Origin of the sequence: Miniphocaeibacter massiliensis, assembly GCF_900232905.1 — a bacterium.
Classification (GTDB): domain Bacteria; phylum Bacillota; class Clostridia; order Tissierellales; family Peptoniphilaceae; genus Miniphocaeibacter; species Miniphocaeibacter massiliensis.
The window spans coordinates 460,292-486,087 of record NZ_OCTQ01000001.1 but is presented as its reverse complement, the minus strand read 5'-3'; the positions used below and the strand labels follow the sequence as shown (position 1 = coordinate 486,087).

Here is a 25,796-nt window from a genome sequence, read left to right as displayed (position 1 = left end):
AGAAATATGAGTTTAGGTATAGAGAATTTAGAAGTTTCATTACAAAAAAATAAAATTTTAAAAAATATTAATTTGAATATAGAAAATGGTGAATTTATTTCGCTTTTAGGGCCTTCAGGTTGTGGAAAAAGTACCTTATTAAAAAGTATAGCTGGTTTATTGGAAAAAGACTCAGGAAAAATATATATAAAGGATGAGGATGTAGAATATTTACCGCCAGAGAAAAGAGGAGCTATTATAGTTTTTCAAGATTTACGATTGTTTCCAAATATGACAGTAGAAAAAAATATAGGATTTTCATTAGAACTTAAAAAAGTCAAAAAAAATTTACAAAAAAATATAATCTCAAATTTATTGAGAGATGTACAACTTGAGGGATTTGAAAAAAGGAAAATAACTGAAATGTCAGGAGGGCAGTTGCAAAGAATAGCATTAGCTAGAGCACTTGCTACAGAACCAAAAATACTTTTGTTAGATGAACCTTTTTCTAGTTTAGATGAAGAATTTAGGTTAGAAATGAGAAAGCTTGTAAAAAAATTACAAGAAGAAAGAAATTTAACTACTATTTTAGTAACTCATGATAAACAAGAGGCAATACAAGTATCTGATAGAATTGCGGTTATGGAAAATGGGGAAATTAAGTTAATAGATACACCATACAATATTATTAATTTAAATATAGAATATGAAAAAAACAGTTTAAATAAAATAGTTGGAAATGTTAAAGATGGTTTTTTCAAAAATGAGTTTTGCAGTTGGAAAGTAGATATTGAAGATGGTAATTATGAAGTTATAATTTCAGAAGATGGTATGAACTTTAATTATTTTAAAGTAAAGGAATAGTATATGAAAAAAGTAATTGTTGATTGTGACAATACAATAGGAATAAAAGGATGCGATGTTGATGATGGATTAGCTATTTTGTATTTATTAGGTTGTGAAAATATAGATATAAAGGGAATAACAGTTACATATGGCAATAGTGATATAGATACTGTTTATGAGAATACCCAAAAATTTCTAGAAGAAATAAATAGATTTAATATTCCATTAATTAAGGGAAGTGGAATTTCAAAAGATTGCAAAAATGAAGCAGCAGAATTTTTAGTAAATAAAGCCAAAGAATATAAAGAAAATCTTTCAATTATAGCAACAGGTTCTCTTACAAACTTAGGGAAAGCCTACGAGCTAGACAAAAATTTTTTTGATAATGTTAATGAAATAGTATTAATGGGAGGAATTACAGAACCTTTAATTTTTGAAAAAAAGATAATGGATGAGTTAAACTTTTCGTGTGATCCTATTTCTACATATAATGTTTTAAATTATGGAAATAATGTTTCTGTAATAACTGGAAATAATTGTTTAAAGGCTTTGTTTACATTAGATGAATACAATATGGAATTATTCAATAAAAAAATTAATATAGCAAAGTATATATATGAAAAAACTAGTTACTGGTTTATAGATAACGAAGAAGAATATGGAATTAATGGTTTTTATAATTGGGATGTTTTAGCAGCAGTATATTTAGCTAATCCAGAACTATTTAATAAAAAATATAAAAATATAGAAGTTTTAGAAGAGAATTTAACAAAAGGTTTTTTAAATGAAGAAGAAAATGGAGTTATATTAAATCTTCCAGAAATAAAGAATGAATATAAATTAAAAGAAAATATTTACAGTAAGTGGCTAAATATATCATTAGTTTAAAAGTTAATAAAATACATAATTGTATTTTATATATAAAAATATTAGGAGGAAAATAATGAAGAAAAAATTACTTATTTTAATCTCTGCAATTATGATGATAACATTATTTGCAGTAGGATGTGACAAAAAAGATGGAGGATCTACAAAGGGGTCAGATGCAGTAACTTCAAAAGATGGATATCAATATATATCAGCGGAAGAAGCAGTTAAAATTGCAGAAAAAGGTGAAGATCATATATTAGATGTTAGAGAATGGGATAACTATGTTGAAGGAAGACTTATTAATTCAGAATGGAAGGCAATATTTCCACTAGAAGATACAAAACTTGAAGAAGAAATGGCAACTTATGCTAAAGAAAAATTATCAGATGGTAAAAAAATATATATAGTATGTAATAGTGGAAAAAAAGGAGCTGAAAAAACTACAGACATATTAAAGAAAAATGGAATAGATAGTTCTTTAATATTTACAGTAGAAGGTGGAGCAAAAGCATTAGGTGAAGAAAAAGCTTTATCGACAGATAGAGTAGAAGAAAATATCGAATGGAAATATGTATCAGCAGAAGATGCATTAAATAATAAAGATGCACAAATAATAGATGTAAGAGATGACGAAAATTATAAAAAAGGTCATTTAAAAGATTCTATCCATAGTGATTTAACTGATGTAGAAGATGCTAAATTACAAACAAATATGTATAAATTAGGTGTTGAAAAATTAGATAAAGAAAAACCTGTTTATATATTATGTTATAGTGGAAACAAATGTGCTAAAACAGGAATTTCTGTATTAAGAGATGCAGGTTTTGATACAAATAATGTTCTAATTATAGAAGATGGAGCAAAAGATAAGACAATACAAGAAGCTTTTGTTGAAGAATAAAAATACTAAAGACAGTGTAAATATTTTATATTTATACTGTCTTTAGTTAAGGAAATACAAGATATGGAATTTGATAAAAATTTGAAAAATTATTTGAATAGGGATGAATTTAAGGATGCTCTTGGTATTCCTAAAAATTATAATATTACATATAAAAAATTAGCACAGGGAGAATATAATATTAATTATATTTTACTTCATCCTATAACTAATAAAAAAATGATTTTAAGGATAAATACAGGAAGTCAGATGCACTTAAATAATCAAATAGAATATGAATTTAATGCTCTTAAGCTTTTGGAAAAATCTAATAGAACTCCTAAACCAATATTTATTGATGGTAGTAAAGAATATTTAGATTATGGACTTATGGTTATGGAATTTTTAGAAGGAAGAAGTTTAAATTATAAAACAGATTTAAATTTAGCAGCAGAGTGCTTAGCAGATATTCATGCAACAATAGTATCGGAAAACAGTGGTTTAATTTACCCTAAGAATCCTATAGAAGCAATACTTTTTGAATGTAATGAGATGTTTAAAATATACTATGATTCTAGATTAAGTAAAAAGGAAGTAAAAAGTAAAATAAAAAGATTGTTAAGCTTAGGAGAAAAAAAACTAAAAGATGAAAATGAATATAGTGGATATCGTTGTTGTGTAAATACAGAATTAAATTCAGGTAATTTTTTAATAAATGGTCATAATAGAAATAATTATTTAGTAGACTGGGAAAAGCCTATTTTGAGTACTCCTATTCAAGATTTAGGACATTTTTTAGCTCCAACAACAACATTTTGGAAAACGGATATTATTTTATCTAAAGAAGAAAATGAAAAGTTCGTAAATGAATATATAAATGCAGTAAATAATAGGTTTGTTATAAATAATTTGAATGAACAATTAAATTTGTTTATAGCAATTAATTGTTTAAGAGGTATAACTTGGTGCTCTATGGCATATATTCAATATAATAGTTATGATAAACTTATAAAAAATGGGGATACATACAAAAAGCTAGAAGCTTATCTAGAAAAAAGTTTTTTAGAATACATTGAAAATATGTATTTTAAATAAAATTAAACTAAGGAGAAAAGTTATGAAAAAGATTTTTAGAATATTGAGTTTATGCTTAATATCAACCTTTTTATTAGTTGGGTGTGGAAATTCAAAAAACAATGAAAAAACTACAGAAACTGGTAAAAAAATCGAAGAAAAAAGTAGTGTAAAGGCAGAGTCAGTTGAACAAAAGAAAGTATATGTTACACCAGAGTGGGTTAAGAGTGTTATAGACGGGAACCAAGAAGAATCTAAAGATTATGTTATTTTAGAAGTTTCATGGGGAGATGAGGAAGCTTCCCCAACGTATTTAAAAGGACATATTCCTGGTGCGGTTCACATGAATACAGATAATGTTGAGTCAGAAGAAATGTGGAATTATAGAACTCCAGAAGAATTTGAAAAGCTAATGAAAGATTATGGAATAACAAAAGATACTACAGTAATTTGCTATTCAGATGTTGGAACAAATTCAGCAGATGATAGAGTTGCATTTTCGATGTTATGGTCAGGAGTTGAAAATGTTAAATGTTTAGACGGTGGTCTTGATTCATGGAATAAAGCTAAGTATGATTTAGAAGAAAAAACAAATGAACCATCAAAAACAGATAAAGATTTTGGAGTAAAAATACCAGCACATCCTGAGTATGTTTTATCTATTGATCAAGTAAAAGAAAAATTAGGAAAAGATGAAAATTTCAAATTAGTGAGTATTAGAAGTAAAGATGAATTTATTGGAAAAACTAGTGGATATTCATATATTAAAAGAGCAGGAGAGCCTAAAGGTGCTATATGGGGACATGATACAGATGATGGTTCTTACAATAAAGAAGACGGAACAACTGTAGGAATAGATGTAGTAGAAAAATACTTAAAAGAATCTAATGCTTCATTAGAAAATGAAACTTCATACTACTGTGGAACTGGATGGAGAGCAGCAATTCCTTTCTTAATAGCATATGAAAATGGTTATACAAATGTTACATTATATGATGGTGGTTGGAATGAGTGGCAAATGGATGACAGCTTACCAGTACAAGTTGGGGACCCAGCTAGTGATGATGTAGAGTATAAAACAGTAAAAGAACTACCAACAGATAAAGCTAAGAATTAGAATTAAAGGATAAATTATAAATGAAAAAAGCTGGTTATATATTTTTAACATTATTAGAAATATTATTATTTATAGGATGCTATGTCATTACTTATTTTACTAAGAAGAAAATGGGTATGGCTAGATATATAGCTTTTAAAAATCAATCAATAAGAAAAGAGCTAGATGTAGATTTAATAAAAAATATATTTATTGTTGTAATATTAATACTTACAATTATTGTATTAATAAATTTTATTGTAAAAAGACTAAAATTAAATAGAATATCAAAATTAATTAATTTTGTAATGTTAATTACAACAATAGTATTTACTGTATTTGTATCTATAAGTTCCACAGAAAAAATAAAAACATATTTTTATATTTCTTTATTTTTAGGATTAATAGCTTTAATACAAATAATAAAAGCCATATTATCCATAGTATGGAATAGTAATAAAGTAGGAAGTAAAGAAAATGTATACTAATAAAAAATTTTCAACTAATTCTGAAGATTGTATTAATTGTGGAATATGTACGGAAAACTGTATATTTTTAGATAAATATAAAGTAGATATAAGTGATATTAGATATAATCCAGAATTGTCATATAGTTGTTTTTTATGTGGAAAATGTACAAGAGTTTGTCCTATAGATATAGATGGAAGAGAAATAATTTATCAAATTAGAAAAGAAGAAATGAAAAAATATGATAAATTAATAAAAAAAGACTATAAAATGTTAATTGCCGAAAAAAACAATTATAAATTTAAGAATTACAAACATTCTTCAAAGAGTGTATTATTTCCAGGTTGTAACTTTCCATCATTTTATCCAAAAACAACTAAAAATATTATAGAAATATTAAACGAACATGAAAATATTGGTGTTGTTTATGATTGTTGTGGAAAGCCAATATCAGAATTAGGCATGGAGAAAGAAGAAAAAGATATATTACTTAAATTAAACCAGCGATTTAAAGAAGAAAATATTGAAGAACTAATTATTATTTGCCCAAATTGTTATCACTATTTATATGATAAAGTAGATATAAATATAGTAAGCATATATGAGAAACTTTTGGAGTTAAATATAGGTAAAAAAATAGCTGAAAATATAAATATGTTTGTGCCATGCCCAGAAAGAGAAGAGAAAAAGTGGATGGAACAAATAAAGTTACTTATAGATGGAGAGATTAATTATATTAGTGAAATTCAGTGTTGTGGATTAGGGGGCTCAGCTATTATTAAAGAACCTGAGTTAGCTAAAAAAATGAATGACTTAACAATAAAATATGAAGAAATTTATACTTATTGTGCAACCTGTGTGGGACAATTCACTAGAAATAAACATGATAAATCATTTCATATTTTATCTGAAATACTTGAAGTTTCAGAAAAAGCAGATATTAAAAAATCTTTAATAAATAGAGTAAAAACAAAATTTTATTAAATAGAGTATTTTCTTAATATTAAATTATATAAATGGGAAGGGGTTTTTAGCCTTCCTATTTTATATGGGATTGTATTGAGAGGAATAAAGTTTATAAGAAAGATGGTTTTATGGAAAGAGCAATAATTATTTTTACAAGAGTTCCACTAGCAGGAAAGACAAAGACAAGAATGATGCCAGCGTTAACTCCAATGGAGTGTGAACAATTACATATAAGTTTTTTAAAAGATATAAAGCAAGAATGTGAAAAAGTAAGTACTGATATTTTTGTTGCTTTTACACCGGAAGATAAAGAAAAAAAATTAGTGAAAATTTTAGGAGATGACAAGATATATTTTTCTCAAAAAGGAAATGATTTTGGAGAAAAAATGTATAATGCTATAAAATTTGTACTAGACAAAAATTATAAATCTTGTGTTTTAATAGGGACAGATATTCCAGAAATAAAAAAAGAATATTTAGAAAATGCATTTAAAGGGTTAAATAATAAGGATATAGTTTTTGGACCAACTAAAGATGGGGGATATTATTTAGTTGGTATGAATAAACCTATAGAAGAAGCTTTTAAAAACCAAATATATGGAAAGGGAACAGTATTAGAGAATACAGTTTTTAGATTAAAAAACAAAAATTTTAAAATAGAATATGTAAAAGAACTTTCAGATATAGATACTATTGATGATTTAAGAAAATTTAGAAATAGAATTAGAGAAAATAGGAAGGAACAAAAGACAGAAAGTTCAAAATTCGTGTATTCTAATAATAAAGTTTCTATAATTATTCCTATTTATAATGAAGAAAGTACTATTGAATATATCCAAAAACAATTGTATACATTCAAAGATAAATGTGAAATTATATTTGTTGATGGAGGAAGTAGTGACAATACTTTGAACTTAATAGATAGTAATTTTACTGTAATTAATTCAGAAAAGGGAAGAGCTAATCAAATGAATTTAGGGGCAGAAAAAAGTACGGGAGATACACTTTTTTTTCTTCACTCTGATAGTAAATTACCTTCTGATTTTTTAATGCAAATAAAAGAAGTAATGAAAAAGTATAGAGTAGGTTGCTTTGGAATAATATTTGATTCAAAAAACTTCTTTATGTTTGCTTGTAGAATTATTTCTAATTTTAGAGCTAAGTATAGAAGAATAATTTTTGGTGATCAAGGAATATTTATTGACAGAGATTTGTTTTTTGAATTAGGTATGTATCCTAATTTACCTATAATGGAAGACTACCAGTTTTCTTTAAGTTTAAGAGATAAAGGTTTTAAAGTAGGTATAACAAAAGATAGAATAAATACATCTGATAGAAGGTATCCTAAGAAAACTATACAAAAACTTAAATTAATGTGGAAAATGTATAAATTAAGGAAAATGTATAGAAATGGGGTAGATATTAATATTTTATCTAACAATTATAAAGATATAAGGTAGTGAAATATATATTAACATGAGATTGTACTTAGAGTACTATAGTTTATATGTAAAACATGAAGAAAATAATTTTAAATTATTAGACTAAGGTAGGTAATAAATTCTATTCATAAATTATTCTATTATAATATACAAATTTAAATATTATATATTATAGCTCAAATAGATAAAATTTTTAATTAAATATTAATATTATTATATTTAGGATTTACATTTCACAAGTAACGTTATATTATATAGAGTAAGGTTAGTATACTATTGATTTATTTTATAGATTAAAGTATTAAAAATATAACAATAACGGAGGGAAGGATTTTGGTTAAAATTAAAAAAGGAAAAAGGTTTTTATCTTTATTTTTATTGTTTTCTTTAATAATGCCATTATTTTCAGGACTAATAGTTTCTAATGCTGATACTATTGAAAATAAAACCACTGGTTCTATAGAAGAAGAGAACTTAGAGTTATTTTGGTTAAATAATGGAGAAAAATTAAAAGAAATAAGAGCAGAATTAAATAATGAAAAATGGGAAAGTACTATTATTGTTGAGGGGAAAGTTTCAGGTAATAACGGTGAAGAACTATCATACATAATAGATACAGGAGAGAGTTTAGATGTATTGTTAAAGAGTGATAATATCAATACTGAAATAAATAAACTCGATGAAAAAGGAAAATGGGAAGTTAAATCAAAGTATCCAGTAAGAGGTGAAGAAAATTATCAAGAAACGATTTCAATGGAAATTAATTCTGATAGTGACAAAATAGATGGAATTAATATCGTAAGTTTAATTTCTGATAAAGATAAAAAAGATACAATTAGTTTAGATTTAGTTAATGTAAAAAAAGAAGATATAAATAATAATAAGGCAGAGATAGATAAAGAAGTAAATGAAGAAATAGTACCAAATATTTCTACATTATCAGATGAAATTATAGCAAACTTATCAATATCTGAAGCATACTCAAATAAAAATCCATTGTCAGGTAGTGATTTTACTATGAATGTTATGGTAAATAGTTCAAGTATAGCAGAATCACAATTATCAATTTCAGGAATAAAAGTAAAAGTTGAACTGCCAGATACTGTAGATATTACATCTTTACCAAGTAGTAATGCTTATAAATTAACTCAAATAGGAAATACAATTGAAATAGAATATTTAGATACTTTAGAAGTAGGAACTATGCTGTCTATTCCTTTTAAATTAAGATTTAAAAAGGGAGTTAGTACTACAGATACAAAACTAGATGGTAAAATTTCAGTAACTGCTAATAATGCTAATCCATCAGAAAAAGCATTAGATGGAATTACGCCTAAAAACAATGATAAAATACAGTTTTTAGAAGGAGTATTAGGAGGAAATGTAGCTACAAATGCACACACTTCTAAATTTACATTAAAATCAGAAGCTGATGTAGGTGGCTTAAATATAAAAAATGGAAAATTAATAATAACAGTTCCAGAAGATGCAGATTTATATAGCGTGAAATATAATAACGTTGAATATTATAAAGGAGAATCTCCAGAAAATGGAATATATACTGTAGAGATACCAGTTGATGATATTATTGTTGGCGATGCTAAAAGAGAAGTAGTTTTAACTTATAAGTATCCTTATCCAGAGGAAGAAGAAAAAGATTATGAAATAAAGGCACAATTTTCTGGAGATAGATTTAACGGAGAAAAAATTGAAGAAGAGTCAATTATAAAAGAAACGGCATATCCTAAAGATAAAATTGATTTTCCAGGAACAAAATTCTTTGAAAAAAATGCCCCTTCAGTAATTTCTAAATTAGTTGATTATAGACTTATATATTCCATTAAATTTATACCAGAGTTAGATATGAGAAATGCTTATTTAGTAGATGATCCATTAAGAAATGATATTGAAACAGATTTTTTCGATGGGTATAAATACGAAATATTTGCTTGGAGTGCAGAAAAAAGTGCAAGTCCAGAAATTAATAGTCTAGTAAGTACAGAAGTTTTGTATAAGACTAACAAAAATGATTCATGGAGGTCAATGGGACCTTCAAGGACTTCGGGGAAAATATATGTTTCAAATTTAGGATTAGAAGAAGATGAATATATAACAACTGTAAAATATGATTTTTCCTATGAAGGAACAAAATCTATTCCAGCAAGTGCAGGCGTAGTAAATATAGAGGGTATTGGTAAAACTTTAGAAGGAATTAAAGATAACTCAAAATCTTTAAATGATGGAATTACTAATACTATGTATATTTATGGTGATATAAAGTTTCCAGGTGACTCAGAAGCTACTTACACTCCATTTGTTGAAGGAGGTTATGATGCTAATAATGATGATGCTGGAAATACTAAGAAAGTAACTACAAAATTTTCAACAGGTGCAATACCTGGATATACGGGTTGGGAACAACCTTTTACACCTTTAGAAAATAAAATAGGAGATACTTTTGAATTTAAAATAGCTATAAACAATACAGGTGGTGGTGGGCCATTAAAAGACCCAATATTATATGTTGTAGTTCCTACTAGCATAGATATAGAATCAGCAGAAGTAATAAATACTCAAACTAATCCAAATGTAGAAATAAACATAAGACAGATTAATTCATCACAACAATTAGTAGAATTTAAGTACAATCAAGATTGGAAAAATGGCGAGGGCTGGAATTGGAATCATGGTGTTAAGATTAAAGCAAGTGGTTCTAAAGCTGTGAACTCATCGGAAATTTTTGACTGCTATTTAATATCCGGTGATCCTGAACAAGAGTATGAAGGTGGAGTAGCTGGAGTAAATATACCAGGAGTAGGATACAAGAATGCGGCAATGTCTAGATGGAGAGAAGTAAAATTTATACGTTCACTTGGAGCAGCAAGCAAAAAAGAGTTAACACTAGACGGAAATACATTTAATAGAGTAAATAATTCAGTAATGGAACAAGATGGATTAGACATGTCATTTAAAATAGAAGTTCCTAATACAGGAGTAACAAAAATAGAAGAAGTTCATATTATTGATAACTTACCTAAAGTTAATGACACAATGACTATATCTAGTAATTCCAAAAACTCTACAGTAAATGGCATAGTAACAGGCATAAAACAATTAGATGAGACTACGTTAGGAAGTAACTTTGAATTATATTACTCTGAAGATGCAACAGCTGAAAATAATTTATTAGAATTAAAAGAATTGAATAATAGTAAATCAACTTGGATATCTTGGGATGGACAGTCTGAATTACCAAGAGAAGCTTCAGCTATTAAGATAATTAAAAAAGATGGTCTGGAGGGGAAAGAAACATTAAGCTTACTATTAGACTATAGAGTTGAAAATATAACAAATGAGAAAGATATACTTTGGAACAGTTTTGCAGTAGGGGGGAATTATATTGAAGGAGAAAACAAACCTTCAATTGAAGTAGGTGAACCAATGAAGTCTGGTATTTATCTTACAAAAGAAATACAAACTAATTCTATAGCAGGTACTGTTTGGAAAGACAGTAATGGCAATGGGCTTAGAGAAACAGACGAGAAAAACATATCTAGTGTAAAGGTATCTTTATATGATTGGAACAATGATTTAATTGCTGAAACTATTACTGATGGAAATGGAAAATATAAATTTGACAATTTAGTAGAAGGAAACTATAAAGTTGAAATTAAGAAGAATAATTCATCTTTAATGTTGACGAAATACAAAATTGGCGATGACAAAACAATAGATAGTGATTTTCTAGATTCTTCTGATGAAAGTTTAGGAATTGCAAAAATAGATTTATCTACAGAGACTAATCCATTAAATATAGATGCAGGATATTTGGAAAGTACTAATATATCTGGTTATGTTTGGGTGGATAGTGATGAAAATGGTTTAAAAACATCAGGAGAAAATACTTTAAGTAATCATAAAGTAGATTTATATAAGGTAGAAGATGGTAAAGAAGTATACGTTAAATCTACGAATACAAATAGTGAAGGAAAATATAATTTTTATGGAGACAATATTGTTCCAGGAGAGTATGTTCTAAAACTAGAAGTTCCTTCAAGTTATAAAATGACAGTAAAAGGCGATTTAAATAATTCTCAAACTTCAAAATTTAATGATAGTGGCTCTACAGATATAATTACTATTAAAGATGGTAAAAATGAAAACTGGAATGCTGGACTGATATTAGATATTCAACCAGCTGAAACATATGTAGTGACATATGATGGAAATGAAAATACAAGTGGAGAAGTTCCAGTAGATAGTAGCGAATATAGTAGTGGAGAAGATGTAATAGTACTAGGAAATACAGGAAAGTTAGAAAAAACTAGACATAAATTCTTAGGTTGGTCAGAAGATAAAGATGCAACAACACCAACATATGCGGTAGATGAAAATGGTGTAGTAAATCCAGAAAGCTTTAAAATAACCAAAGACACTATACTATATGCAATCTGGGAAGAAACATATGTAGTGACATATGATGGAAATGGAAATACAAGTGGAGAAGTTCCAGTAGATAGTAATGAATATAGTAGTGAAGAAGATGTAACAGTACTAGGAAATACAGGAAAGTTAGAAAAAACTAGACATAAATTCTTAGGTTGGTCAGAAGATAAAGATGCAACAACACCAACATATGCGGTAGATGAAAATGGTGTAGTAAATCCAGAAAGCTTTAAAATAACCAAAGACACTATACTATATGCAATCTGGGAAGAAACATATGTAGTGACATATGATGGAAATGGAAATACAAGTGGAGAAGTTCCAGTAGATAGTAATGAATATAGTAGTGAAGAAGATGTAACAGTACTAGGAAATACAGGAAAGTTAGAAAAAACTAGACATAAATTCTTAGGTTGGTCAGAAGATAAAGATGCAACAACACCAACATATGCGGTAGATGAAAATGGTGTAGTAAATCCAGAAAGCTTTAAAATAACCAAAGACACTATACTATATGCAATCTGGGAAGAAACATATGTAGTGACATATGATGGAAATGGAAATACAAGTGGAGAAGTTCCAGTAGATAGTAATGAATATAGTAGTGAAGAAGATGTAACAGTACTAGGAAATACAGGAAAGTTAGAAAAAACTAGACATAAATTCTTAGGTTGGTCAGAAGATAAAGATGCAACAACACCAACATATGCGGTAGATGAAAATGGTGTAGTAAATCCAGAAAGCTTTAAAATAACCAAAGACACTATACTATATGCAATCTGGGAAGAAGAAATTATTACTGAACCAGAAACAACAGAACCTACAGAAAGTACTAAGCCTACTATATCTAAAGATAGTGAAGATTATAATAATAAGGATAAAGATAATAGTAGTAAATTACCAAAAGCAGGAGTAATAAATTTAACGGTGATGAGTATTTTAGGTGTATCATTAATATCGATTGGAGCATATAGCTATAAAAGACAAGATAAAAAATAAATATGACTGATTATTTACAACAATGACTAACCAAATATAAAAACCACTATTACTGTAATAGTGGTTTTTATATTAAAAATTTATACAGATATATTGATTTTCATGTTAGCTGTTTATATAAAATGAGAAATTAGTATGATAGAATTATTATAAATGAGAAATAATGCAAGGAGGATATGATGGAAACTATAAAAGAATTGTTAGAAATTTCTGTTAATATAGTAAAATTAATATCTGTAATAGTGCTATTAGTTGGATTAGCTTCTTACTTAAAGGATTTATTTATAAATATATTAAAAAAAGATTCAAAACAAATAAAAATTATTAAGAATAAATTAGGTGGTATAGTTTTAATTGGTTTAGAAATTTTAATTATTGCAGATATTGTTGAGACTATAATTTCCCCAACTTTTAGGGATATAGGACTATTAGGTGCTATTGTTATTATTAGAACAGCTATATCGTATTTCTTAAATAAAGAAATAGAAAGTACTAATTAATGAAAGACAATCTCAATTAAATATTACCCAAATATAAATAATTTATAATAAGGGGGACTTTTAATATGAAAAATTCATTAAAAAATAAAAGTGATTTATTAGAAATAGAGATATAATAAAATCTAGATTTAAATGGGAAAGTATTTATATACATTCTTTATGTGGATATATTTATGCTTCTAAAAACAAACAAATATGTATAGATAAACTTGAATAGAGTTTAGATATATTAAAAGAAAATGTAGGAGTTTTTTCTAATTTTAGAGGAATCTCTAAGATGGCTACTGTTACAATTATTTCTTTGAGAGATAATCCAGAATTAGAAATGAAAAAAGTGCTAGAAGTTTATAATAAGCTTAAAGGCTTATTTTGTGGTTCAGAACATCTAGTGGTAACTTCTGCTATATTGCTCAAAATGTAGATAGATTTGATTATGATGGCATAGTTGAAAAAACTAGAGGTATTTATGAAAAAATGAAAAGAAATCATCCCTTTTTAACATCAAGTGAAGATACAACTTTTGCTGCTATGTTGGCAATATCAAAACTGAACATTAGCATGATAGAAAATGAAATGGAAAAATGTTATGATATTTTGAGAAATAGTGTGTTTTATAAAAATGCTGTACAATCATTGAGCACTATTTTATCGCTGGGAGAAAAAACATCAGAAATAAAATGTGAAAGAGTTGAAAGGTTATACAATGATTAAAAAAATAATAGATATAAATATGGAAAGTATTATGAAGCAGCCAGTCTAGGTATAGTTGGCTTACTAGATGTAGATATTAAGACTCTTTGTAATGATATTATGTAGATAGATGATTATCTTAAAGAACAAAAAGGATTTGGGGTTTTTGGAATAGGTTAAAGACAACGTTTAATGTATTCAGCTATGATAGCGACAAGTGAATATTTACCAGACGAAGAAAACATTAATTCTACGGCAATAAGCACTATAGTATCTTTGATAATAGCTGAACAAATTGCCTTAATGATTTCTATAGCAGCAGCTAGTAGTGCAGTAGTGGCCTCATCATCTTATAATTCTTAAGATATTAAAACAATAATTTTCATAGTACAAACATTACTGATTACAAATTTTACCTAAAAGGAAAGGGATAGTAATTATATCGTTTAAATATGTTAATTAATTATAAAAATAGTTTGATTAATTATAGGTTTATGAGATAATACTTGTTATAAATGATTTGTATCACTTTAAATGCTATAAAAAAGGGAGGATTTATGAAATTTGGAGTTATAGGTTCTAATTTTATAGTACAAGATTTTTTAAATGCGGCAAAATTACTTGAAGATTTTGAATTTACAGCTATGTATTCAAGAGATATTAATAAAGCAATAGAATTTGGAAAAGAAAATGGTGCTAAATTTTACTATGATGACTTGGATAAAATGTTAAGTTCAGGAATAGATGCAGTGTACATAGCTAGTCCTATAGGGTTACACGAAGAACAGTCTATTAAGGCATTAAATTATGGAATTCATGTAATATGTGAAAAAGTAGCTACAACAACTTTAAATTCGATTAACAATATAATAGAAACTTCAAAAAAAAACAATAAAATGTTTATGGAAGCTATAATTTCTACAACAACTCCAACTTTTAGAGAAATAAAAAATAGTTTATGTAAATTGGGGAGTATAAGAAGAGTTGTATTTCAATTTAATCAATATTCGTCCAGATATGATAAATTGAAAATTGGAATAGTAGAAAATGCATTTAAACCAAAACTTGGAAATGGTGCACTAACGGATATAGGAATTTATAGTATAGAACCAATAGTAAATTTGTTTGGGAAGCCAAATAAAGTTATAGGAAATAATCATAGATTATCTACTGGAGCAATAGGATTTGGAACTGGAATTTTAGATTATGATGATTTTGAAGCTGTAGTAATGTATAGTAAAATATTTAATAATTATCCAGAGTCTCAAATTATTGGAGAAGATGGCGTATTAACATTTGAAAAAACATCGTTACCTACTAAATTCAATATAGAGTACAGAGATGGAACGTTAGAAAAATATGAAGATAAAAACAAATTACCTTTAATGTATTATGAAATAGAAGAATTTATTAACTGTATAAAACAAGGAAAGATAGAATCTGAAATTAATTCACTTGAAATAACAAAAAACAGTATAGAAGTGATAGAAAAATTATGGAATATATATTAAATTATATAAAAAACCAAAAAAATATTTAGCAGAAACACAATAAATTGTTAAATAATTATTGATAAATAATTATAAAATTGATATAATAACAATATAGATTAATAAGGAGGAATAATATGAGCTCAAATATACGTGTTTCGTTAGCCGTAGTAAAAAGATTGCCAAAATATTATAGATATTTAGGGTTGATTGCAGATAAGGGAATTATAAGAGTATCTTCACAAGAGCTAAGTAAGATTACTGGATTAACAGCCTCCCAAATAAGACAAGACTTAAATCATTTTGGTGGTTTTGGCCAACAAGGTTATGGATACAATGTTGAAGAATTAAAATCTGAAATAGAAAAAATAATAGGAATAGACAAATCATATAAAGCAATTATTGTTGGAATGGGAAATATAGGACAGGCAATATATAAATATAGAGGATTTAATGAATCATCCGGTTTTAAAATAATGGGTTTATTTGATAAAGATAAAAATATTATTGGAAAGACTATAAATGGTATAAAAGTAAGTGATATTGCAAATATGTCTAAGTTTTTAGAAAAAGAAGATATAGATATGGCTGTTTTAGCAGTTCCAGTAGGATCTGCTCAAGAAATTTGCGACTCTTTAGTAGAAGGTAAAATTAAAGGAATTTGGAATTTTGCTCCAACAGATTTGAAATTACCAAAAGATGTAGTTTTAGAAAATGTCCATTTAGACGAAAGTTTATTTACACTAACGTACTATATGAACAATTTAAAAGATTATCCAGGAACAAAAAATTAGACATTGATAACAATGTCTTTTTTATTTAAGGTGTAAAGAATGATATTAATAGGAGCAAATGGAGTAACAAAAGCATATGTTACAGAAGAAATATTAAAGGATGTAACTTTTAATATTCAAACAGGAGATAAAATAGGATTAATAGGAGTAAATGGAGCAGGAAAGACTACTTTATTAGACATATTGAATGAAGAATTATCCATTGATTCAGGTGAAATTTACAAACAAAAAGATTTAAAAATTGGATATTTGAAACAAACTACAGATCTTAATTTAGAAGAAACGTTATTTAATGAATGTTTAAAAGTTTTTTCTAAGGTCTTAAAATTAGAGAAAGAGATTCGAGAATTAGAACTCCAAATGTCTAGAATTGCAGGAGAAGAACTAAGTGAGGTATTAGAAAAATATCAGAAGTTACAGGATAAATTTAATGAGTTAGATGGCTATGAATATAATTCCAGAATACATGGTATGCTTAAAGGTTTAGGCTTTAAGGAAGATGAATTTAATATGCATATAAAATATTTTTCTGGTGGGCAAAAATCTAGAGTACAGTTGGCAAAACTTTTATTATCACGGCCAGATATACTATTTTTAGATGAACCAACAAATCATTTAGATTTAGATGCTATTGAATTTTTACAGGGATTTTTGAGAGATTATAATGGAGCGGTGTTAATAATATCTCACGATAGATATTTTTTGGACAAAATTGCAAACAAAATATTATTATTAGAAAATAAAAAAATCGAAACTTATAATTGTGGTTATTCAAAGTATACTATTCAAAGAGAAAAAGATTTAAAAATGCGTATGGCTGCATACGAAAATCAACAAAAAGAAATAAAAAGACAACAGGAAATAATAGAAAGATTTTCAAACTATGGAAGTGCAAGGTTAATAAAGCAATCACAGTCTAGAAAAAAATTACTTGAAAAAATGCAAGTATTAGAAGAACCAGCTAGTGTTTCAGGAAAGTTTTCGTTGAAATTCAATCCTTCTGTAGAAAGTGGAAAAGATGTTTTACAAATAGATAACTTATCTAAAAAGTTCGATGATAGTTTATTATTTGAAAATGTAAATATAGATATTTACAAAGGTGAAAAAGTAGGGCTAATTGGTCCAAATGGAATTGGGAAAACAACGTTATTTAAGATGATATTAGGAAAAGTTGGTGCTAATGAGGGGAGTATTCGCTTAGGAAGTCAAGTAAAAGTTGGATATTATGACCAAGAACAACAAAATTTAGATGAAAATAATACTATTTTAGATGAAATATGGAATGAGTATCCTAAATTAACACATTATGATATTAGAAATTATTTAGCAAGATTTTTATTTGTTGGAGATGATATATTTAAAGAAATATCAGAACTTAGTGGTGGAGAGAAAGCAAGAGTATCTTTACTAAAATTAATGTTATCATCAACTAATTTTTTACTAATGGATGAGCCTACAAATCATTTAGATATAGATTCAAAAGAAGTTTTAGAAAATGCATTAACAGATTATAATGGGACTTGTTTTATCATATCCCATGACAGATATTTTCTAAATAAAGTTTTAGATAAAATTATTGTTTTAAATAAGAATGGAACTGTAACTTATTTAGGAAATTATGATTATTATTTACAAAAAATTAATGAATCTAAAGATGAAAAAGAAATATTTGAAATATCAAAAACTCAACTTGCAAAAGATAAGAAAAAGCAAAGAGAACTAGAAAAATTAAAATCTAAAATAAAAAAACAAATAAATGAACTAGAAAAAGAAATAGAAAAAGTAGAAAAAGAGTTAGAATATTTAAATAGTATAGCTTCAGATCCTACTATATATGATGATAATGAAAAAATGGTAAAGTTATTTAAAGATATAGAAAACAAGGAAAAAGAAAAAGAGGAGCTTTACGATAAATGGCTGGAATTACAGGAATAATTATATTAAATTACTTTAAAAATAAAAAGGTACACAGAATTACTATGCTGTGTACCTTTTTATTTTTTGAGAAAGAAAAGTTAAATATAATTACAGTTATATACCTCTTTCTGCCATTTTCAAGTCTAGCTCAAAAGAATTTATTCCAACCATAGCTTCACCTAAATCTTCGGAAAGCTCGGCTAATAAATTTGAATCATTATAATTTTTAACAGCTTCTACTATAGCTTTTGCTCTTTTAATAGCATCACCAGACTTGAAAATTCCAGATCCTACAAAAACACCTTGGGCACCTAATCTCATCATTAAAGCTGCATCAGCAGGGGTTGCAACACCGCCAGCAGAAAAATTAACAACAGGAAGACTATTATTATCGTGAACATACTTAAGTAATTCATAAGGAACTTGCAAATTTTTAGATTCAGTATATAATTCATCTTCATTTAAAGAAGATATAATTTTAATTTCTTTATTAATAGTTCTCATATGAGTAACAGCTTGAACAATATCTCCAGTACCTGCTTCACCTTTTGTACGAATCATAGCAGCACCTTCTAAAATTCTTCTTAAGGCCTCTCCTAAATTTCTTGCACCACATACAAAGGGAGAATTAAATTTTCGTTTGTTAATATGATTTAAATCATCAGCAGGTGATAAAACTTCACTTTCATCGATACAATCAATATTTAAACTATCTAAAATTTCTGCCTCAACAAAATGTCCTATTCTAACTTTTGCCATAACAGGAATATTAACAGAATCTTGAATATCTTTTATCAATTTAGGATCACTCATACGAGCAACACCACCCTCTACACGTATATCAGCAGGGATTTTTTCTAAAGCCATAACAGCACATGCTCCAGCTCTTTCAGCTATTTCTGCCTGCTCAGGAGTAGTAACATCCATAATTACTCCACCTATTAATTTGTTAATTTTTTCTAAATTTTCTTTTTTAGTAAACATATAAAGCTCCTTTATTAAATATTTTGTTTATTTCGTAAATATATGGTAATTTATAACTGATACTATAACAAGAGCCAGAAAAATAAAATTAATAGTACCAGTAGGAGGAGAAATGATATATATTGATAAATCTTTAAAAGAACATATTTATTTACAGATATATAATCAAATATTAAAGGATATTTTAGAAGGAAAACTTTCATCTGGAACAAAATTAAAGGGAAGTAGAACCTTGGCAGAAGAATTAGGAGTCAGTAGAAATACTGTAAATTCTTCATATAATCAACTTGAAGCAGAAGGTTATATAGAATCCGAAAAAGGTAAGGGGTTTATAGTATTAGAAATACCAAAATTAGAAAACTATAAATTAAAGAAAGAAATAAAAAAAGAAGATAAATTTAAAAATAGGAATAATAAATTTAAAGATAAAATATTATTTGATTTACACTTTTCAAATAATATTTTCCCATCAGTTAAATGGAAAAAATATTCAATAGAAGCTATAAATAATTATGATATCATATTTAAAGAGAGGGACTTTAAAGGTAGTGAATTTTTAAGAGGGCAAATAAAAAATCATATTTATGAAACTAGAGGTGTTGAATGTGATAGTGAGCAAATAGTAATAACTAATGGGTTACAACATTCTTTAGAATTAATAAGTGATTTAATTTTTGACAAAAATGATTTGATTTATATAGAAGATCCTTGTTATCATAGTGCTTATTCAGTTTTAGAAGAAAAAGTAAATATAAAAAGGATACCAATAGATAATGATGGAATAAAAATTCACGAGATAGAAAATAATAAAGTAAAGGCTATTTACACTACGCCATCACATCAATTTCCGACAGGAATAGTAATGTCTATAAAAAGACGTTATGAACTTTTAAATTGGGCAAATGAAAATGAAGTTTATATTATAGAAGATGATTATGATAGTGAATTCACATACTACAATAAGCCAATACCATCTTTGCAATCCATAGATAATGCTGGAAGAGTAATATATTTAGGGACATTTTCAAAGTCAATATCAACAGCTATAAGAATGGGTTACTTTGTAATACCAAAAAATTTATTAGAAAAATATAGAAATAAAAAAGAAAGTTATGGCTGTAGAGTTTCTTTGTTAGATCAATACACAGTAGCTAGATTTATAGAGAGTGGTGATTATAAGAGACATATAAGAAGACTATGTTCTTCTTTCAAGAAAAACCACAGTGCTTTTGTGCGAGGTCTTAAAAGTATGAAAGATACAATAAAAATACATACTTCAGGGGCAGGATTATGGATCTTAATAGAAATTATTAAAGATATTTCTTTGGAAGAATTAGTAAGGAGAGCTAGAAATGAAGGGGTTATTGTATATGGTCCTGAAAATAATTGGAATCAAACTAATGAGAATAATAAATTTGTACTTTTAGGATTATCACATATAAAACATAAAGATATAGAAATATGTATAGAAAAATTAAAAAAAGCTTGGAAATAAAAAAAAGATGAACTAATCATCCTTTTTTTTATTTTTTCTATAATTTTCTCTTGCTTTTTCAAGGGCAATAATGGCATCATTTACATTATACCATCCACCAATTTCAACTTTTTTATTTTCTAAAGTTTTGTATTCTTTAAAAAAGTGTTCAAATTCTCTTTCTGTGTGACTGCTTAAATCACCTAAAGAGTAAACTTCATCATATCTAGGATCATGTATTGGTACAGCTATTAGTTTTTCGTCTTTTCCTTTGTCATCGGCCATTTCAAACATTCCAATTATTCTGGCTTCAATTAGACATCCAGGGAAAGTTGGATTTTTCATTAATACTAATATGTCTATAGGATCACCATCCTCAGATAAAGTTTCATCTACAAAGCCATAATCTGCTGGATAGTACATAGGTGAAAACAGGCATCTATCTAATTTTATTACCTTTTTTTCATGATCATATTCATATTTGTTACTACTTCCAGTAGGTATTTCTATTATTGCATCAACAATAGCAGGGTTTCTTTTGAAATTTTCTGTCATTTAATTTTGACCTCCATAATATGTAAATACTTATTACTAGATTATTATACTACAATTTAAGAATGATATGTTAAAATGTATTATGAGGTAATTATGGAAAATATAGATTTAGCAAAAGATAAATTATTAGAAGGAAAATATAAAATAGTGGTTGTAAAAGACAATAATATAATATTTAAAAGTGATAAAAGTGGAATAGTTCCAATGTATGATTTTTATAATTCAAGCATAAGTGGAATCGTTTCTATTGCGGATAAATTTATAGGAAGTGGAGCAGCTAAGCTGCTTATAAATAAAAATATAGATATAGAAGAGCTATTTGTACCAATTGTATCAGAAGGTGCATTGGAACTATTGAATAAGTATAGAATAAATATAAAATATGGAAGAAAAGTTAAAAAAATTTTAAATAGGACAGGGAATGATCTATGTCCAGTAGAAAAAATAAGTTTAAGAAATGATAATTTTAAAGATTTTTATAATGAACTTTTTGAATTTTTAAAAAATACTAAACAAATATAGGTGAGATATGAAGACAGATATGTTTCAGTTCATTGAATCAGCAGTTGAATATATACATTCAAAAGATAAGTTTGTAGAAAAGGTTGCCAATGAATGTAATAGTTTTTTTTATGACTTATTAAAAGAGGATGACCGTTTTTTAAATATTAATTATCGTATAAAAAGTGATAGCAGTTTAAAAGAAAAGATGTTAAGGCAAAATTATTTCGTAAAGTGTAGTAAACCAGAGGATGTATTAGTTGAGTTTAATGACATTGTTGGAGTTAGAATTGAGTGTAGATTCATTGATGATGAAAGAATAATTTTTGAAAATATAAAAAGAGAATTTTCAGTAGGAGGTTCAAGTGGATTTTTTAAAACTGAATACAATGACAATATATATTTAAATTTATATCAAAATCAACCACAATTACAGAAAAATGGCTTTGAAATATACAAAATAGATGGAAAGTATATAGAAGGTGATAGAGAATTACTTTTTGAATTACAAATAAAATCTATGGTAAATGTATTTTGGGGGGAGATAGATCATAGGATACTTTACAAAAATTTTAATTATATGATTACAGAAGATTTTATTAGAGATATTATGTATTCAATAAAAAGTAATTTAGAAATGGTTGATAATCAATTAAGAACTATTTATCAAAGACTAAAAAATATAGAAGATTTAGATAGAAATAGTACAAAGACACAGTTAAAATCAATATTATCAAAGTTAGTACATGATATTTATATATTAAAGTTAAAAAATGAAACAGGGTTATTAATAGATCTTAGATTAATATCAAATCTTGCTGTAGATTTTTTATTTGTAGAATATGGAATTATTGATGATACAGTTATAGATAGTCAAATAATTCAGCTTTTTGATATAGTTAACCAATTAAATAGAAGAAAAATGAGCTTTGGTGAAAGTATAGAATTAGAAAACTTAAGTTATAGAAATAATCTTAATAAAAAATTGGGAGATGCTGTAAAAAAAGCAATAAATAAAGATTTTAAATGGAATATATGTGTAAAAATAATAATGGACATATCAAAAAAAGAAGACAATGAAGTATTTATGAATTTTATAGATTTTATAGTTCATACAGTAAGCTTTAGGGTTGAAAAAGGTGTGGAAAATATTAATTTAAGTAAGAAAGATATTCATGAATTAAAATATAATTTATTAAATGCGATATTTGATTTTTATTGCAAAGAATTGGATATTAATTTTTTCAATATTGATGATATGAGAAAGTTACAAATAAATATAGAGGAATTTGTTGAACCTATATCTAGACCAGAGGATATGATGGATATTGATATGGAGGATTTTACTGAAGTATTAAAAAAACAATATCAATATATAAATAGAAATGAAAAAGAGTGATTAGATGGCTATAGGAATAGATATTACAAAAACAAAACGTTTAGAAAAGTATATAGACGATTATAAATTATACAATAGAATTTTCACAAATAAGGAAATAGAATTAATAAACTCAAAAAATGGAAAAAGAAAACTAGAAATTATAGCTGGAAGATTTTCAGCAAAGGAAGCTATTTCAAAGGCTTTAGGAACAGGCATTGGCGAAGTTGCATTCAAAGATATTGAAGTGTTAAATAACAAAGATGGAAAGCCAGAAGTATTTCTATATAGAAAAGCTAAGGAAAAATGGAAGATTCTTTATTCAAATAATCCAGATATTTCAATATCACATGATGGGGAATATACTTTAGCAGTTGTAAATGAAAAAAATCATAATTTATTTTTTGATATTGATGAAGACATTAGTAAATTATTAAAAAAAAGAAGAAGTGACTCGCATAAGGGGGATTATGGGAAAGTTGCATTTGTAGGTGGTTCTCGAGGAATGTGTGGATCCATTTATTTAGCATCTTTAGCAGCTCTTAGAACAGGTGCAGGATTAGTTTACACAGTAGTTCCAGAAGAAATAGAGACAATAATGCAAATAAAGTCTTTAGAGAATATAGTATGGCCGATAAATTATAATAACTTAGAAAATTATAAAGATAAGTTTAATAAGATAGATGCTTTTGGTATAGGTCCAGGAATGGGAGATGGTTACTCATTTGAAGTTATAAAATTTTATTTAGAAAATTATAATAAAAATTTTGTTATAGATGCTGATGGACTAAATATGTTATCTAAAAATTTAGGTAAGATTCCTAGAAACAAAAATATAATATTTACACCACACGAAATGGAAATGTCTAGAATGACTGACATGGATATTAATCATATACATGCCAATAGAGAAGAAATTTCTATTGAATTTGCAAAAAAATACGGTATAATTTTAATATTAAAAGGAAAAAATACAATAGTAACAGATGGTAATATAATATATATAAATAAAACTGGAAATCCTGGAATGGCAACAGCAGGTAGTGGAGATGTATTGACAGGTATAATAACCGCATTAATAGCTCAAGATTATGAATTAATAGAGGCAGCAAAGCTTGCTGTTTATGTACATGGACTTTCAGGAGATATCGCTTGTAGTATAAAAGGTGAAGACGGAATTATAGCAAGAGATATTATTGAAAATATACCTTCTGCAATGAAATTGATGAAGGAGAATTAATGGTTAAAGAATATCAAAGTTATTTAAAAATAGACTTAAATGCTCTAGCACATAATTATAAAGAATTGAAGAAAATTTGTTATCCTGCAATGTTAAGTGCAGTAGTTAAAGCAAATGGATATGGATTAGGGTCAATAACTATATCGAGAGAATTAGAAAAAATAGGTTTAGATTATTTATGTGTTGCAAATATGAATGAAGCTGTCGAATTAAGGAATCATGATATATATTTACCTATATTAGTTTTAGGGTATATAAAAGATGAACTTTTTAGGGCAGTTATACAAAATAGAATAGAAATAACAGCATATAGTTATAATCAATGTGAAAAATTAAATGATGCTGCTAAAGAATTAAATGCAGTAGTAGATGTCCATATAAAAATAGATACTGGTATGGGAAGGTTAGGGTATCTAATAGATGAGGATAATCTTGAAAATACAATTTCTGAAATAAAAAAGATAGATAGATTATCTAATATAAGAATAAAGGGAATATATTCACATTTTTCTGATGCTGATAGTGCCGATTTTTCATATACAAAAAAACAATATGAAAAATTCATGGATTTTTTAATTTATTTGAATAAGGAAAAAATAAGTATACCAGTAAAACATATTAGCAATGATGCTGGTGCAATAGTGCATGGTTACTATTTAGATATGATTAGATGTGGAATTGGTTTGTATGGATATTATCCTTCAGAAATTGTTAAATTATCAGAAAATGTCAATTTAAAAGGAATAGCTTCATTATTTACAACAGTATCAAGTGTTAAAGAATATGGAATAGGGGAAAGTATTGGTTACAATAGAACCTTTATAACAAATAAAAAAACAAAAATAGCTTCTATTGCAATAGGTTATGCAGATGGATATCCTATACAGTTATCAAACAAAGGATATGTCAAAATAAAAGGTAAAAAAGCCAAGATAATTGGAAAAGTTTGCATGGATCAAACAATGGTAGATGTTACAGATATTGAAGATGTAGAAATAGGAAACTCTGTATTATTATATGGGGAAGATGAATATGGTTCTTTACCAATATATAAAGTTGCAAGTTTGGCAAATACAATAGTTTATGATTTAACTTGTGGTATTACAATGAGAATACCAAGAATATATTTTAAAAATGACAAAATATATAAAATAGTTGACTATCTTAGAACATGGTAATTGACGAAAATAGATAAGTCTGTATATAA

General features: G+C 26.6%; 21 protein-coding genes and 1 pseudogene. 20 read left to right on the top strand and 2 right to left on the bottom strand.

Annotated elements, in window-relative coordinates:
• Window positions 1-6: 6 nt before the first annotated feature.
• The 15 genes and pseudogenes from CS899_RS02430 to abc-f all read left to right on the top strand — a co-directional run bounded on the left by CS899_RS02430 (window position 7) and on the right by abc-f (window position 18,475).
• Window positions 7-843 (top strand): ABC transporter ATP-binding protein, encoded by an 837-nt coding sequence (locus CS899_RS02430; RefSeq protein ID WP_099203371.1) that lies wholly within the window; start codon window positions 7-9, stop codon window positions 841-843.
• 3 nt (window positions 844-846) lie between these two features.
• Complete coding sequence (locus CS899_RS02425) at window positions 847-1,713, top strand: nucleoside hydrolase (RefSeq protein ID WP_099203370.1); 867 nt, start codon at window positions 847-849, stop codon at window positions 1,711-1,713.
• A 55-nt stretch (window positions 1,714-1,768) separates the two neighbouring features.
• On the top strand, window positions 1,769-2,596 hold the full coding sequence (locus CS899_RS02420; RefSeq protein ID WP_099203369.1) for a rhodanese-like domain-containing protein: 828 nt from the start codon (window positions 1,769-1,771) through the stop codon (window positions 2,594-2,596).
• Window positions 2,597-2,659: 63 nt separating this feature from the next.
• On the top strand, window positions 2,660-3,670 hold the full coding sequence (locus CS899_RS02415) for an aminoglycoside phosphotransferase family protein (protein WP_099203368.1): 1,011 nt from the start codon (window positions 2,660-2,662) through the stop codon (window positions 3,668-3,670).
• 22 nt (window positions 3,671-3,692) lie between these two features.
• Window positions 3,693-4,766, top strand: coding sequence for a sulfurtransferase (locus CS899_RS02410; RefSeq protein WP_099203367.1), 1,074 nt, complete (start codon window positions 3,693-3,695; stop codon window positions 4,764-4,766).
• A 20-nt stretch (window positions 4,767-4,786) separates the two neighbouring features.
• Window positions 4,787-5,233, top strand: coding sequence for a hypothetical protein (locus tag CS899_RS02405; protein ID WP_099203366.1), 447 nt, complete (start codon window positions 4,787-4,789; stop codon window positions 5,231-5,233).
• Window positions 5,223-6,197: a heterodisulfide reductase-related iron-sulfur binding cluster gene (locus tag CS899_RS02400; protein ID WP_099203365.1), complete on the top strand. Its 975-nt coding sequence runs from the start codon at window positions 5,223-5,225 to the stop codon at window positions 6,195-6,197. The genes CS899_RS02405 and CS899_RS02400 overlap by 11 nt, the downstream gene beginning before the upstream one ends.
• 110 nt (window positions 6,198-6,307) lie before the next feature.
• Window positions 6,308-7,639, top strand: a complete 1,332-nt coding sequence (locus CS899_RS02395; protein ID WP_099203364.1) for a TIGR04283 family arsenosugar biosynthesis glycosyltransferase — start codon at window positions 6,308-6,310, stop codon at window positions 7,637-7,639.
• Window positions 7,640-7,954: 315 nt separating this feature from the next.
• The gene (locus CS899_RS02390; protein WP_099203363.1) at window positions 7,955-13,066 is read left to right on the top strand and encodes an SdrD B-like domain-containing protein; all 5,112 of its coding nucleotides are present in this window, start codon (window positions 7,955-7,957) and stop codon (window positions 13,064-13,066) included.
• A gap of 179 nt (window positions 13,067-13,245) precedes the next feature.
• Window positions 13,246-13,566 (top strand): DUF1622 domain-containing protein, encoded by a 321-nt coding sequence (locus tag CS899_RS02385; RefSeq protein WP_242491853.1) that lies wholly within the window; start codon window positions 13,246-13,248, stop codon window positions 13,564-13,566.
• Window positions 13,567-13,843: 277 nt separating this feature from the next.
• Window positions 13,844-14,277 (top strand): annotated as a pseudogene (locus CS899_RS02380) (DUF4003 family protein).
• A gap of 171 nt (window positions 14,278-14,448) precedes the next feature.
• A complete protein-coding gene (locus CS899_RS10775) occupies window positions 14,449-14,619 on the top strand; it encodes a hypothetical protein (RefSeq protein WP_164995824.1) in 171 nt (56 codons plus the stop codon).
• A gap of 194 nt (window positions 14,620-14,813) precedes the next feature.
• Window positions 14,814-15,767 (top strand): Gfo/Idh/MocA family protein, encoded by a 954-nt coding sequence (locus CS899_RS02375; protein ID WP_164995823.1) that lies wholly within the window; start codon window positions 14,814-14,816, stop codon window positions 15,765-15,767.
• Window positions 15,768-15,883: 116 nt separating this feature from the next.
• On the top strand, window positions 15,884-16,540 hold the full coding sequence (locus CS899_RS02370) for a redox-sensing transcriptional repressor Rex (RefSeq protein ID WP_099203359.1): 657 nt from the start codon (window positions 15,884-15,886) through the stop codon (window positions 16,538-16,540).
• Window positions 16,541-16,579: 39 nt separating this feature from the next.
• Window positions 16,580-18,475, top strand: a complete 1,896-nt coding sequence (abc-f, locus tag CS899_RS02365; protein ID WP_099203358.1) for a ribosomal protection-like ABC-F family protein — start codon at window positions 16,580-16,582, stop codon at window positions 18,473-18,475.
• A 96-nt stretch (window positions 18,476-18,571) separates the two neighbouring features.
• On the opposite strand, the gene pdxS is transcribed toward abc-f, so the two are convergent.
• Window positions 18,572-19,441 carry a pyridoxal 5'-phosphate synthase lyase subunit PdxS gene (gene pdxS / locus CS899_RS02360; protein ID WP_099203357.1) on the bottom strand — a complete coding sequence of 290 codons (870 nt, stop codon included), beginning with the start codon at window positions 19,439-19,441 and terminating at the stop codon, window positions 18,572-18,574.
• A 112-nt stretch (window positions 19,442-19,553) separates the two neighbouring features.
• Between pdxS and pdxR the strand changes: the two genes are divergently transcribed.
• The gene (pdxR, locus tag CS899_RS02355) at window positions 19,554-20,936 is read left to right on the top strand and encodes a MocR-like pyridoxine biosynthesis transcription factor PdxR (protein ID WP_099203356.1); all 1,383 of its coding nucleotides are present in this window, start codon (window positions 19,554-19,556) and stop codon (window positions 20,934-20,936) included.
• 12 nt (window positions 20,937-20,948) lie between these two features.
• On the opposite strand, the gene CS899_RS02350 is transcribed toward pdxR, so the two are convergent.
• Entirely contained in the window at window positions 20,949-21,470 is a 522-nt protein-coding gene (locus tag CS899_RS02350; protein ID WP_099203355.1) for an inorganic diphosphatase, read from the bottom strand.
• Window positions 21,471-21,563: 93 nt separating this feature from the next.
• Here CS899_RS02350 and CS899_RS02345 point away from each other — a divergent pair, with 93 nt between their 5' ends.
• The 4 genes from CS899_RS02345 to alr are packed head-to-tail and all read left to right on the top strand — an operon-like array spanning window position 21,564 to window position 25,767.
• Window positions 21,564-21,992: a DUF1893 domain-containing protein gene (locus CS899_RS02345; protein ID WP_164995822.1), complete on the top strand. Its 429-nt coding sequence runs from the start codon at window positions 21,564-21,566 to the stop codon at window positions 21,990-21,992.
• A gap of 7 nt (window positions 21,993-21,999) precedes the next feature.
• On the top strand, window positions 22,000-23,370 hold the full coding sequence (locus CS899_RS02340; protein ID WP_099203353.1) for a GTP pyrophosphokinase: 1,371 nt from the start codon (window positions 22,000-22,002) through the stop codon (window positions 23,368-23,370).
• A gap of 4 nt (window positions 23,371-23,374) precedes the next feature.
• Complete coding sequence (locus tag CS899_RS02335; protein WP_099203352.1) at window positions 23,375-24,589, top strand: NAD(P)H-hydrate dehydratase; 1,215 nt, start codon at window positions 23,375-23,377, stop codon at window positions 24,587-24,589.
• The gene (gene alr, locus CS899_RS02330; protein WP_099203351.1) at window positions 24,589-25,767 is read left to right on the top strand and encodes an alanine racemase; all 1,179 of its coding nucleotides are present in this window, start codon (window positions 24,589-24,591) and stop codon (window positions 25,765-25,767) included. Before CS899_RS02335 ends, alr begins: the two co-directional genes overlap by 1 nt.
• Window positions 25,768-25,796: the final 29 nt, after the last annotated feature.

Bases quoted from the DNA above. Each gene is read 5' to 3' on its own strand.
- CS899_RS02430 (WP_099203371.1), top strand. From the start codon at position 7: ATGAGTTTAGGTATAGAGAATTTAGAAGTTTCATTACAAAAAAATAAA.
- CS899_RS02425 (WP_099203370.1), top strand. From the start codon at position 847: ATGAAAAAAGTAATTGTTGATTGTGACAATACAATAGGAATAAAAGGA.
- CS899_RS02420 (WP_099203369.1), top strand. From the start codon at position 1,769: ATGAAGAAAAAATTACTTATTTTAATCTCTGCAATTATGATGATAACA.
- CS899_RS02415 (WP_099203368.1), top strand. From the start codon at position 2,660: ATGGAATTTGATAAAAATTTGAAAAATTATTTGAATAGGGATGAATTT.
- CS899_RS02410 (WP_099203367.1), top strand. From the start codon at position 3,693: ATGAAAAAGATTTTTAGAATATTGAGTTTATGCTTAATATCAACCTTT.
- CS899_RS02405 (WP_099203366.1), top strand. From the start codon at position 4,787: ATGAAAAAAGCTGGTTATATATTTTTAACATTATTAGAAATATTATTA.
- CS899_RS02400 (WP_099203365.1), top strand. From the start codon at position 5,223: ATGTATACTAATAAAAAATTTTCAACTAATTCTGAAGATTGTATTAAT.
- CS899_RS02395 (WP_099203364.1), top strand. From the start codon at position 6,308: ATGGAAAGAGCAATAATTATTTTTACAAGAGTTCCACTAGCAGGAAAG.
- CS899_RS02385 (WP_242491853.1), top strand. From the start codon at position 13,246: ATGGAAACTATAAAAGAATTGTTAGAAATTTCTGTTAATATAGTAAAA.
- CS899_RS10775 (WP_164995824.1), top strand. From the start codon at position 14,449: ATGTATTCAGCTATGATAGCGACAAGTGAATATTTACCAGACGAAGAA.
- CS899_RS02375 (WP_164995823.1), top strand. From the start codon at position 14,814: ATGAAATTTGGAGTTATAGGTTCTAATTTTATAGTACAAGATTTTTTA.
- CS899_RS02370 (WP_099203359.1), top strand. From the start codon at position 15,884: ATGAGCTCAAATATACGTGTTTCGTTAGCCGTAGTAAAAAGATTGCCA.
- abc-f (WP_099203358.1), top strand. From the start codon at position 16,580: ATGATATTAATAGGAGCAAATGGAGTAACAAAAGCATATGTTACAGAA.
- pdxS (WP_099203357.1), bottom strand. From the start codon at position 19,441: ATGTTTACTAAAAAAGAAAATTTAGAAAAAATTAACAAATTAATAGGT.
- pdxR (WP_099203356.1), top strand. From the start codon at position 19,554: ATGATATATATTGATAAATCTTTAAAAGAACATATTTATTTACAGATA.
- CS899_RS02350 (WP_099203355.1), bottom strand. From the start codon at position 21,470: ATGACAGAAAATTTCAAAAGAAACCCTGCTATTGTTGATGCAATAATA.
- CS899_RS02345 (WP_164995822.1), top strand. From the start codon at position 21,564: ATGGAAAATATAGATTTAGCAAAAGATAAATTATTAGAAGGAAAATAT.
- CS899_RS02340 (WP_099203353.1), top strand. From the start codon at position 22,000: ATGAAGACAGATATGTTTCAGTTCATTGAATCAGCAGTTGAATATATA.
- CS899_RS02335 (WP_099203352.1), top strand. From the start codon at position 23,375: ATGGCTATAGGAATAGATATTACAAAAACAAAACGTTTAGAAAAGTAT.
- alr (WP_099203351.1), top strand. From the start codon at position 24,589: ATGGTTAAAGAATATCAAAGTTATTTAAAAATAGACTTAAATGCTCTA.